Genomic DNA, 10,725 nt, shown 5'->3' with positions numbered 1-10,725 from the left:
AAGCGCTGGCCAGCATTGGTGCGCTACGCCGACTCGGGCACGCTCCCCATCGACAACAACGCGGTCGAGAATGCGATCCGTCCGATTGCCATCGGTAAGAAAAACTGGCTGTTCGCCGGTTCGGAGCGCGCCGGCCGACGCGCTGCCGCCATCCAGACTTTACTGGGTACAGCCAAACTCAATGGCCTCGATCCGCTGCGTTGGCTGGCCAGCGTACTGGTACGTCTCCCGACGTGCCCTAACAGTCAGATCGATTCGTTGCTGCCATTTCCGAACTCTACGCAATCCTAATCCGGATGCCTAGAGTGGTAGTGCTGGACGCTTACGTTCCTTCGGGGAGACTGGGTCTTCGAAGGCTAGAAAAGTCCGCCCGACGTGCTTGCATCCCAGTTTGTAATCACCAGTTCTTTGCTAACGTCTGGCGCACCCTGGGCATTGGCAACGCTTTACTTGATCTCCAGGCCCCTCATGTGCAGGCCATAAAAAGCATCTCGGATATCGGGGTGATCGTTGGCACGGCGCTAATCATATTCGCTCATAACTCATAACCCCGTCGAAGGGTATACCACTGGCATTCGGTTTCCCACGAGCGAATTCGTGCGCAAGGCGGGATGCAGCGATGACGAGGCAAAGTAGCTTGAGCGGCTTAAAGGGAAACTGGAGACTAGGATGTCACCAACAGCGCCACAATTATTGCAGCGCCAAGCGATATCGAATTTCTGTGCCGTTTTGATTGCGCCACCAGAATGCCCGTGCAGACTAACGCCGGCTGAAGGGTAGCCCCTGCCATCAATGACGACTTGCGCCGCTGGCGCATATGCGCATAAGGGTATGTCCAGTCCTCGCCCGATGCAGCATTAGGGCTGATCTACTTTGGAGGATGCCAGACCGGAACGTCCACATCCCAACGTTTTGTGTACGCGCCGGAAATCGTGTGGCGACATTCAACTAGCACGACTCGCTGAGACTCAGTGGCAGACCACTTTGCACGAAGAGGGACAGCGCATCGCGGCACTTGAATCCTTAGATCAGGGTCGCCAACGATCCATTTCTTCTTTGTCCGCGTGCTTTTCGACCGCATGAAGGATCTTGTAGACTCCCTTATTTCGTATAGCCCGTGGACTTGCTGGTCAGATCGATATTCGAGCAGCGGGTCTTGCAGAGTTTCTGCAGCCATGCAAGACGAGCCCGTAAGGAAACTCAGCAAGAGGATCTGCGCTAGTTTTTCAATCGACATGGTGCTGGCAAAAAAAATGATGACTTTGCATCACTACCTTACGAGGACGTCAATGCTCGCGACGATAATTCCATTGGCATCAAAGAACATCTGCGCCACCTCATCGCTCACAACTCCGATCATGGGATCTCCGATGAAGTAATGGTAGCCATCGTCCAGGTCGCAAATTGCGGCGGCAATTTGGCCTGGCGTCGGCTCCCCGGAACTGGCAATAGTGACTAGCCCGATCGATCCATCGTGACGGGAAAACTCGACCGCCCACACTCCAACGTTCGTCATCAATCCACCCATACAAGACCCTGTTTCGTTGATTGGTTAGACTATCCTTATGACCAGCGAGCAAGCATCTACGGACCAGGCTGGCAATCCTTTGCCCGGGTGATTCGGAGTCACCCAGCCATAAGTTGATCAGAACGGGAAAATCTGTCCGCCCCCATCCTTACGTTTAACCATATCAAAATGAGGCGGTGGGAAATGCACGCATTGTAACGCCAGCCGACGAGGTCCTGATCCGTATCAAAGACCTCGCGGCTCTTTCCCCCAGATAAGAAGAAGGACGGGGTTGCGACTATGGGGGTAACCTTTTCACGCTCTGGCTAGGCGCCGTGCTTCACGATGCGTACATCCATTTCCCGCAGACGCAGCATCACCGCTTGTGCCAGATCTTCGTCATCGATCGCCAAATCAAACTCACGGCCCTTGTCATTCTTGTAGCAGAGACTTTCCGAGAAGCGTGACACTTCAATGTAGTAGTGGTCGAGAGCTTGGCCGCGACCGAAAAGGAACTCTGTCGCCTGTAATTTCAGTTTCGCTTCATTCATTTTCGCCTCCCCTGAAATCGGGTGGGTGAAACCGCAAAAATCGTGGTGGATAGCGAATAGATATTATCAAAAAGCCACGCCAGCTGCCGCACGCTTCGTCGTTTGCTTTCGCCCGTTCAGTCATACGATGTTCGCGGACGCGGCGCTGGGAAATTAGGTGCTGCATGCCTCCGAATTTGGGTGCCAGTACCAATTCCGCCATCGGCCGGTTTCCCTAAAGTGCATTGCATGCAGCGCCACCGCCATGCTGCATTACACTTGAGTGAGGAACACCATGAGCAAGCCAACCCACGGTTCAGAGAAACAGATCACCATCCAGGTTTCGACCGGAGAACGTCCGGATTTCAAGCAGCCGCTCGCGGCATACGTGTACGACAAGCGCGGGCAGGAAGCAAAGCGCATTGAGATTCGTGATGGCAGATTCGAATTGACGACAGGGGGCATGGACCACCCCCGTGTACTGATCGCGCCAATCAACGAGCGCATTGACGCGGCCAGGCCAGACGCGGACCGCCTGAAGCGGCTGGGCGCCTATGAACCCGTGCTGCAGCCGGGGCGCGATGTCATCACCCGCATTGATGTTCCAGGTTCCATCATCGACTGGTGGCCATTCTGCTTCTGCTGGGTACACGGGAAAGTCGTGCGCAAGTCCGACAACCGGGCGGTATGCAACGCACGCGTCCATATCTGCGAAGTCGATCGCATTCCCTTGTGGCTGATCAAGTTGCCGGACGTTGATATCCACCGCTTGCGCGACGATTTGATCAAGGTGCTGGAGCGCCCCCGCATACCGGCGTTCGGTCCTGGTCCAGGCCTGCGCCGCGCGGCCCTGCGCTTTGATCCGCAACCCGATGCTGCGGCGTTGCAGGATATGCCGGAAGATTTTGCCCGCAAGCTGCGCGGCAAGTCAACCGAGTTGCTGCGCAATGCACTGGTCGAGAACTGGAAGCTGCTGCTCCCTTGGTTCTGCTACTGGCCGCACTGGTGGTGGCTGTTCCGCTGCGATGAGATGACCGTCGTCAACACCGATGCCCACGGCAATTTCGAGGCTACGCTGTTCTATCGCTGCGGCGGCGATCACCCCGACCTGTACTTCTGGGTCGAGTACGATTTCGGCAGCGGCTATGAAGTCATCTACCGTCCATCGAAGGCTTGCCATACCTACTGGGATTACCAGTGCGGCAGCGAAGTCACCATACGGATCACCGATCCGCGTGTGCCGGGTTGCGACGAGGAGCCTGACCTGCCTGGGTGCCAGGTTGTCGTGCTTTCGATCGGCAATGGCATCGCCGTGCGGCAGGTTCAGTCCAGCGGGACGGAAGGCTTGACCAACACCGGACGTCCGTTTGGCGGGACGCTGGAACCGCGAGTGGACTTCAGCCGCACGGAGCTGATCTACAGCAAAGGCGTGCCGTATTACCGCTGGTCGTACCGGCGTCTGAGCGGCCCGGATGGCGTTTCCGGCGTGGTCGCACCCGGTTCGGAGCCGCTGCTCGCCATGCCCAAAGCCATGGCGGCCGATGTGTACCGCCACTATAAATCCGGCACGGGATACTCGTCGGACCTGATGGGGCCCATGCCGACCACTGGTCCCAGCCCCGCGCCGCAGCCCAACCTGTTCCGCATCCGTCCACCGGTTTCGCCGTCGGGCGACGAATGGATCGTCTTGAACGAACACGTCGACCTGGCTACCGCCTACTTCCAGACGGATGGACTGGCCGGTACGCCGGGCGGGATTCCATTGTCCGACGATATGGCGGCGGGCCGCTATGAGATGCAGCTGGAGTTGTTCGATGCGGCCGGGGTGCCGGTGAACTGGACTGCGAAAGGCATCGATCTGCGCATTACGGATGAAGATGCGCCGTTCGGTATCGGCACGGTGCCCACCGTGCCGGCGCCGGCCTACAACCGCATCCTGTCGCCGGGCGGGGATACGATGGGCTTCCGCATGGTCGTCAGGGTGGACAATAACCGCTGTCAGGCGGAGGTTCATCCAGTTGGCGGCACGGTTTCGCCGGACCCGCTGTGCGGCTTCCATAACTACAGCAGTCCAAGCGACACGGCCACGCTGTCGTTCACCGCGCGCCACCCGAACAACTTTGCGACCTATTCGTTTGGAACGGCGCGCGGCGCGGGACCGGACCTGCCAGTCGCAAGCACCAGCGGTACTGTGGGCGATGCGGGCGGCAATGGCTTTGTTCCAGCGGGGGCCTTCCAGTATGCCAAACCGGTTGTCGTATCCAGCCTGCTGGAGGAATGCCCGAATGCCGCATTCTCCGAGCTGCTGTATGTAAGTGCGACGGCGACCAATGGCTACGGCGAGCTGGATAGCTACGACCAGGGTGACCATGCGGCATTCGCGCTGGCCATGCCTTGCCCGGTCTGTCATTAGCGGAAAGGGGCGGGCGACGGTGATGTACGGCCGCCCGCCCCAAAAAAGATTCAAAATTTTTTGCGTTTGATGTCGAATTCTGGAATGCTGCCTCGTCGTAGGATTACAAACCACCCTGTAAATCCCTTTTTGAGAGGCCAACATGAACAAGCAGATCTTCGTCAACCTGTCCGTCAAGAACCTGGATAAGTCGAAGGAATTCTTCGCCGCCCTGGGCTATACCTTCAATCCGCAGTTCACCGATGAAAACGCCGCCAGCATGGTGATTCACGACGGCAGCATCTACGCCATGCTGTTGAAGGAGGAGTTCTTCCGCACTTTCACCACCAAGCCGATCGTCAATGCCAAGGAAGCGTCCGAAGTGCTGGTATGCCTGTCCTGCGAAAGCCGCGAAGAAGTCGATGAGCTGGTACGCAAGGCGATTGCCGCAGGCGGTAAGTCGCTGCGCGAGCCGAAGGACTATGGCTTCATGTACGCCCACGGTTTCGAAGACCTGGATGGCCATATCTGGGAGCTGGTCTACATGGCACAACAACCTCAACAGTAAAAAACTTTTTCTCCAGGCGTGACAATTCAATAGTTTCTCGGCAAATCTCAACACTAAACTGTTTAATAGAGATGATTGCCGGAGGTTATTATGCTTTCCTGGTGGGTGCGCTGGACATTGATCGGAGTAATGGGGCTTGCCGCTTCCATGTACGCGATGGATACGGTGCGCGTGGCTTCAACCTTGCCAGTGCCGGCGCCTGCACAGGCCAAGGAAGCACCGGCGAAAAAGCCTGCCAACGCAATCGCCAAGGCGTCGCAGATGGATAAGATAGCCGATGCCTTGAGCGGTAACTGAAAGCCAGCGAAAGCTGGCTTTTGAATTTTATGGCCAGGCTCGATGCCGGCCTCCTCGAAGTTCTCCCACGTTCCTATTTGTCTGCTACTTTTGGTGGCGGCGAGCGCGCATGCCGCTTTTTGTATAAAGTGGCTGCTGTCGTCGTAGGTGGAGCAAAGGAAGATGCGAATTGCGGTGCTGTCGGATATTCATGGAAACCTGTGGGCGCTGGATGCGGTGTTGGCCGATATCGGCAGGCGGCAGGTGGACCTAACGATCAACCTGGGCGATATCCTGTCCGGCCCTTTGCTGCCGGCGGAGACGGCCGATCGCCTGATGGCCTTAAGTTTGCCGACGATTCGCGGCAACCACGAACGCCAGGTGCTGGAGCACGATCCGGCGCGAATGGGCGCCTCGGATCGCTGGGCGCATGAGCATATCGCATCAGCGCACAGGGAGTGGATCGCCTCCCTGCCATCGTCCCTGCGCTTGGAGGATGATGTGCTGATGGTGCATGGCACCCCAGGTTCTGACCTGGTGTACTGGATGGAGTCGGTCGATCCGGAAGGTCAGCGCGCGGCGACTTATGCCGAGGTGCTGGAGCGGGCAGGCGATGTGCAAGCTTCGCTGATCCTGTGCGGACATACGCATGTGCCGCGTTCCGTGCTGCTCGACGATGGGCGCCTGGTCGTGAACCCCGGCAGCGTTGGCTTGCAGGCTTATGGCGATGACTTGCCTTATCCGCATAAGGCGGAGAATGGGACGCCGCATGCGCGTTACGCGATTGTGGAGCGCTCGGCAGGTGGCTGGGCGGTAGAGCAGTACGCGATTGCCTACGACTGGAATGCGGCGGGGGAAGTGGCGCAATGCCACGGACGTCCGGACTGGGCGTTTGCCTTGCGCACCGGGCGGATGTCAGTATAGGCCCAGCAGTTTGGAATAGATGGCGATGATCAGGCCGGTCATGGTGAGGATCGCGCCTGTTGTCCAGCGGGAGTGACGGTTCATATCATTCCGCAAGCTGGCATTCAGGACATCGAACTTGTCCTCGCGGCGAGCGGTTTCAGCGCGTAGAATTTCTACCTGATAGTCGGTATATCTGCGCTCCTCGGAAAGACGCTGTTCAAAGTATTTATTCTGCTGATCAATGTAATGGCGAAGTTCGGTGGACTGTTGCTCGTTGTATTTTCGTTGTTCAGCAACTTGATGATCAGTATATTTCCGTTGCTCAGCAAGCTGCCGTTCGCTATGGTCGCGCAATGCCGCCACTTGGCGATCGGTGTGGTCGCGCAATTTTTCAACTTGTTCGTCAGTATATTTTCGCAGCTCGGCGACCTGGCGATCAGTACGGTCCCGCTGGGCGGCGAGGTTCTGCTCATGCCTTTCCCGAAGTTGCTCGGAATGGTCGCGTTGCTCTGCATTGCTTTGACGCAGTTCGGCGAGGATGCGCTCGTACATTCCTTTCAGTTCAGCGATCGAGACGCTCTGGGTGTCCACATTGACCTCCAGCTTTGCAATTTTCGCGTCATTTTCCATCGCCGCCTCCACTGGTCATTGCGCAACTGTGGAGCAGGACTTGGGGCGGTGCTTTGACCTTGGACTGCAAAGCTGGCGGAATGTTCCGGCGAATTAGCCGGAGCGGTGGCTGACTTCGATGAGGATGCCGCCGGGAGCATGGCACCAGAATGCGAGACAGCCATGGCTGAGCGCCGGGGCCGGGGGAAGGGGCAGTCCGGCGTCGGCCAGGCGCTGGTAAGCGGCGTGGACGGCCTCGTCAGATGGCTGCAGGAAGCCGATATGGAAACCGTCCGGGTACTCAGCTTTGGCGACCTGCTGCAGGATCAGCGCGAAACCGTCTGTACCGCGCAGGATCGCCATGCCGTCGGCAGGTGCCGCTATCCGTTCAAAGCCGAAACCGCGCTGGAAGTAGTCTGCCGCAGCTACCAGATCGGATACCGGCAAATCAATATGGTTCAGCTTCATTGTTGATCTTTGGTATTAATGGCATATTTCTATCCTATGCCAGAAATCTTGCGGAGGGTGGAATGCTGAAACGTGTGATGTGTGCTGCGCTAGCCGTGCCTTTGTGCTGCGCGGCGGCGGAACCTGATACTTGGATCTCCACCGACCGCCCTGATTTCGTGGATTCGCCGGATGTCGTCGGCAAGGGACGCCTGCAATTGGAGACCGGCTTCCAGCAGTCAAAGGAAGACCGCAGCACGCCATTACTGCTGCGGGTAGGCTTGGCGGATAACCTGGAATTGCGCCTCGATTCGGACGGCCGCGTGACCGACCGTAGCGATCCCGCCCGTCCGCATGGCTGGGCGGATACGGCGCTGAGCGTCAAATGGCATTTGCGCGACGGGGAGGGGAGTACACCTTCCGTGGGCTTGATCATGCAGGCGGACTTCGCCAGCGGTTCACGCGAATTCAAAGGCAATGGCACGCGTCCGTCGCTGCGGGTGCCGATGGAGTGGGACCTGCCGCATGAGTTGACGCTCGGCGTCATGCCCGGCTACTACCTTGACCGCGACGAGCGCGGCCGCCATGTCTCCACCGCCATGTTCGGCGTCACGCTGGCGAAGAGCCTGAGCGAGCGCACCTACGCGTTCGTCGAACTGGCCGCGCCGCGCATTGCCCGTTCGCGCGACGGCGGCAGCACCTCCAGCTTCGACTTCGGCGGCGGCTATTCGCTGACGCGCGACCTGCATCTTGACGCCGGTTTCATGGTCGGACTGAATCGCCATACGCCGGACCTGGCATTCACGGTCGGTCTGTCGGTGCGCATGTGAAGCAAGGCATTCCGGGACAGGTCGTGCTGGTGCTGCAGGGCGGCGGCGCGCTCGGCGCCTACCAGCTTGGGGTCTACCAGGCCATGCATGAAGCGGGCGTCGAGCCGGACTGGGTGATCGGCACCTCGATCGGCGCACTGAACGGCGCCATTATTGCCGGTAATCCGCCGCAGCAGCGCTTGCCGCGCCTGCGCGCTTTCTGGGATGCGATGGAGCGCAACGAACTATTCGGGAGCCTGCCGCCCGCCTTCGTCAATGCGCTGACATTGACGCAAGGGATTCCTGCTTTCTTCGATCCGAACCCGATCGCATGGTGGAATCCGGCCGCGCCGCTGGGTGTGGAAAATGCCGCTTTCTATCGCACCAATGCGCTGCGCAGCACGCTGGAAGGGCTGGTGGACATGGATTACCTGAACGAGCGCCACACGCGCCTGACCGTCGGTGCCGTGAATGCCCGCAACGGCGTGATGCGCTATTTCGATTCCGGCAAGGAGGCGCTGGAGCTGTCGCACATCATCGCTTCGGGGGCGATCCCGCCCGCGTTTCCGGCGGTGCGCATCGGCAGCGAGCCGTATTGGGACGGCGGCATTTACTCCAACACCCCGATCGAAGCGGTGTTGGACGACGAGCCGCGCCGCGACTCGGTGATCTTCTCGGTCCAGGTATGGAACCCCGACGGCAGCGAGCCGCAAAGCGTGCTCGATGTGCTGGAAAAGCAAAAGGAAATCCAGTACGCCAGCCGCGCCAGCCACATCGAGCAGCAGCGCAAGCTGCACCGCCTGCGGCGCGTGATCCGCGAGCTGGCGATGAAGCTGCCGGAGGAGGTGCGTACCGCGCCGGACGTGCGCGAGCTGGCGCTGTGGGGCTGCGGCACGTCCATGCATGTGGTGCTGCTAAAGGCCCCGCATCTCCATTGCGAGGACCACACCAAGGACATCGACTTCTCGCGCACCGGCATTAGCCAGCGCTGGCAGGCCGGCTACGCAGACGCGCAGCGGGTGTTCAAGGCCAGGCCCTGGACTGCAGCGGCGGACACTTTCGAGGGCATTGCGATCCATGAACGGTTTTGACTATTGATTTCATAGTTTTAATTAAATTTATTAATTGTCCGTGTCTCTTTAGAATGTTTTCACCGATCACATGAAGGAGCCAGTAAATGAGCCAGCCCCCTATTACCACCGCATCCGGCGTTCCCGTCGCAGATAACCAGAATTCGCTGACTGCCGGCCCGCGTGGCCCCGTCCTGCTGCAAGACTTCCACCTGATTGAAAAGCTCCAGCATTTCAACCGCGAGCGCATTCCCGAACGCGTTGTCCACGCCAAAGGCTCCGGCGCCTACGGCACTTTCACCGTCACCCACGACATCAGCAAATACACCAAGGCCAGGTTGTTCGCCGCCGTCGGCAAGCAGACCGAGACCTTTGTGCGTTTCTCCACCGTGGGCGGCGAGCGCGGTAGCGCCGATACCGAGCGCGATCCGCGCGGTTTCGCGGTCCGCTTCTACACGGAAGAGGGGAACTGGGACCTGGTGGGCAATAACACGCCGATGTTCTTCATCAAGGACGGCATCAAGTTCCCCGACTTCATCCATACTCAGAAGCGCGACCCGCAAACCAACCTGAAGTCGCCGACCATGATGTTCGACTTCTGGAGCAAAACGCCGGAATCGCTGCACCAGGTCACCATGCTGTTCAGCGACCGCGGCACGCCGGACGGCTATCGCCACATGGACGGTTTCGGCAGCCATACTTTCAGCCTGATCAACGCCGCCGGTGAACGCGTCTACGTCAAATGGCACCTCAAGACCAAACAGGGCATCAGGAACCTGAGCGCGGCCGAAGCGGCGCGCCTGGCGGGCGCGGACCCGGACCATGCGCAGCGCGACCTGTTCAACGCCATCGCCAGCGGCAACTTCCCGCAGTGGGAGGTCAAGCTGCAGGTGGCAACCGAGCAGCAGCTGGCAGCGTGGGAACAGCGCACCGGCTGGAATCCCTTCGACCTGACCAAGGTCTGGCCGCATGCGGACTTCCCGCTGCTTCCCGTCGGCGTGCTGGAGCTCAACCGCAATCCTGTCAATTACCACGCGGAAGTGGAGCAGGCGGCGCTGTCGCCCGCCAATGTGGTGCCCGGCATGGGCTACTCGCCGGACAAGATGCTGCAGGCGCGCCTGTTTGCCTATCACGACGCGCAGCTGTACCGGGTGGGCACGAACCACCAGCACCTGCCTGTGAATGCGCCGCGCTGCCCCTTCCATCACCAGCAGCGCGACGGGGCGATGGCCATGGGCGTGGGCGGGGCGGAGCAGAACTATGCCGCAACCGAGGCGGCCGGCAGCAACCCGCAGGGCATGGGCCATGGCGAGCCGGCGCTGGCGCTGAACGGCGGCGCGGGGCGCTACGATGGACGCGGCAAGGAAGACGACTACACGCAGGCCGGGAACCTGTTCCGGCTCATGCCGGCGCAGGAGAAGCTGAACCTGTTCGATAATATTGCCGGGCCGCTGAGCCAGGTCAGCGAGGAGATCATCCAGCGTCAGCTTGGGCATTTCGACCAGGCCGATGCTGCTTATGGCGCCGGCGTCAGGGCCGCGTTGAAGGCGCGCGGCCGCAACGCCGACTGAACACCGGCAAACCGGTGCCAGACCCGCAGGGGCAGGCACC

General features: G+C 59.7%; 12 protein-coding genes. 8 read left to right on the top strand and 4 right to left on the bottom strand.

Annotation, left to right across the window (positions count from 1 at the left end; genetic code table 11):
- Positions 1–291: IS66 family transposase (locus H597_RS0124895; protein ID WP_028104494.1), on the top strand; the 291-nt coding region annotated here is incomplete at its 5' end.
- Positions 292–1,270: 979 nt separating this feature from the next.
- On the opposite strand, the gene H597_RS0124890 is transcribed toward H597_RS0124895, so the two are convergent.
- Together H597_RS0124890 and H597_RS0124885 are read right to left on the bottom strand one after the other, a co-directional pair.
- Positions 1,271–1,528: a hypothetical protein gene (locus tag H597_RS0124890; RefSeq protein ID WP_028104493.1), complete on the bottom strand. Its 258-nt coding sequence runs from the start codon at positions 1,526–1,528 to the stop codon at positions 1,271–1,273.
- A gap of 305 nt (positions 1,529–1,833) precedes the next feature.
- Entirely contained in the window at positions 1,834–2,058 is a 225-nt protein-coding gene (locus tag H597_RS0124885; RefSeq protein WP_028104492.1) for a hypothetical protein, read from the bottom strand.
- 274 nt (positions 2,059–2,332) lie between these two features.
- Between H597_RS0124885 and H597_RS0124880 the strand changes: the two genes are divergently transcribed.
- The 4 genes from H597_RS0124880 to H597_RS0124865 all read left to right on the top strand — a co-directional run bounded on the left by H597_RS0124880 (position 2,333) and on the right by H597_RS0124865 (position 6,197).
- The gene (locus H597_RS0124880) at positions 2,333–4,450 is read left to right on the top strand and encodes a hypothetical protein (protein ID WP_028104491.1); all 2,118 of its coding nucleotides are present in this window, start codon (positions 2,333–2,335) and stop codon (positions 4,448–4,450) included.
- A gap of 142 nt (positions 4,451–4,592) precedes the next feature.
- Positions 4,593–4,997 carry a VOC family protein gene (locus H597_RS0124875; RefSeq protein ID WP_028104490.1) on the top strand — a complete coding sequence of 135 codons (405 nt, stop codon included), beginning with the start codon at positions 4,593–4,595 and terminating at the stop codon, positions 4,995–4,997.
- Positions 4,998–5,087: 90 nt separating this feature from the next.
- Positions 5,088–5,294 carry a hypothetical protein gene (locus tag H597_RS35180; RefSeq protein WP_154668274.1) on the top strand — a complete coding sequence of 69 codons (207 nt, stop codon included), beginning with the start codon at positions 5,088–5,090 and terminating at the stop codon, positions 5,292–5,294.
- Between the two features lie 162 nt (positions 5,295–5,456).
- The gene (locus H597_RS0124865) at positions 5,457–6,197 is read left to right on the top strand and encodes a metallophosphoesterase family protein (protein ID WP_028104489.1); all 741 of its coding nucleotides are present in this window, start codon (positions 5,457–5,459) and stop codon (positions 6,195–6,197) included.
- On the opposite strand, the gene H597_RS0124860 is transcribed toward H597_RS0124865, so the two are convergent.
- A complete protein-coding gene (locus tag H597_RS0124860) occupies positions 6,189–6,809 on the bottom strand; it encodes a hypothetical protein (protein WP_028104488.1) in 621 nt (206 codons plus the stop codon). The genes H597_RS0124865 and H597_RS0124860 overlap by 9 nt on opposite strands.
- Positions 6,810–6,902: 93 nt before the next feature.
- Entirely contained in the window at positions 6,903–7,256 is a 354-nt protein-coding gene (locus H597_RS0124855) for a VOC family protein (RefSeq protein WP_028104487.1), read from the bottom strand.
- 62 nt (positions 7,257–7,318) lie between these two features.
- Between H597_RS0124855 and H597_RS0124850 the strand changes: the two genes are divergently transcribed.
- The 3 genes from H597_RS0124850 to H597_RS0124840 all read left to right on the top strand — a co-directional run bounded on the left by H597_RS0124850 (position 7,319) and on the right by H597_RS0124840 (position 10,685).
- Positions 7,319–8,065 (top strand): transporter, encoded by a 747-nt coding sequence (locus tag H597_RS0124850; protein WP_229632241.1) that lies wholly within the window; start codon positions 7,319–7,321, stop codon positions 8,063–8,065.
- Positions 8,062–9,135: a patatin-like phospholipase family protein gene (locus H597_RS0124845; protein ID WP_229632240.1), complete on the top strand. Its 1,074-nt coding sequence runs from the start codon at positions 8,062–8,064 to the stop codon at positions 9,133–9,135. The genes H597_RS0124850 and H597_RS0124845 overlap by 4 nt, the downstream gene beginning before the upstream one ends.
- An 86-nt stretch (positions 9,136–9,221) precedes the next feature.
- Positions 9,222–10,685 (top strand): catalase, encoded by a 1,464-nt coding sequence (locus H597_RS0124840; protein WP_028104484.1) that lies wholly within the window; start codon positions 9,222–9,224, stop codon positions 10,683–10,685.
- Positions 10,686–10,725 lie beyond the last annotated feature (40 nt).

The sequence above is a fragment of the Pseudoduganella violaceinigra DSM 15887 genome, assembly GCF_000425385.1.
GTDB classification, from domain to species: domain Bacteria; phylum Pseudomonadota; class Gammaproteobacteria; order Burkholderiales; family Burkholderiaceae_D; genus Rugamonas; species Rugamonas violaceinigra.
Note: the sequence above shows the minus strand (reverse complement) of the source record. Positions and strands in the feature narration are given on the sequence as shown.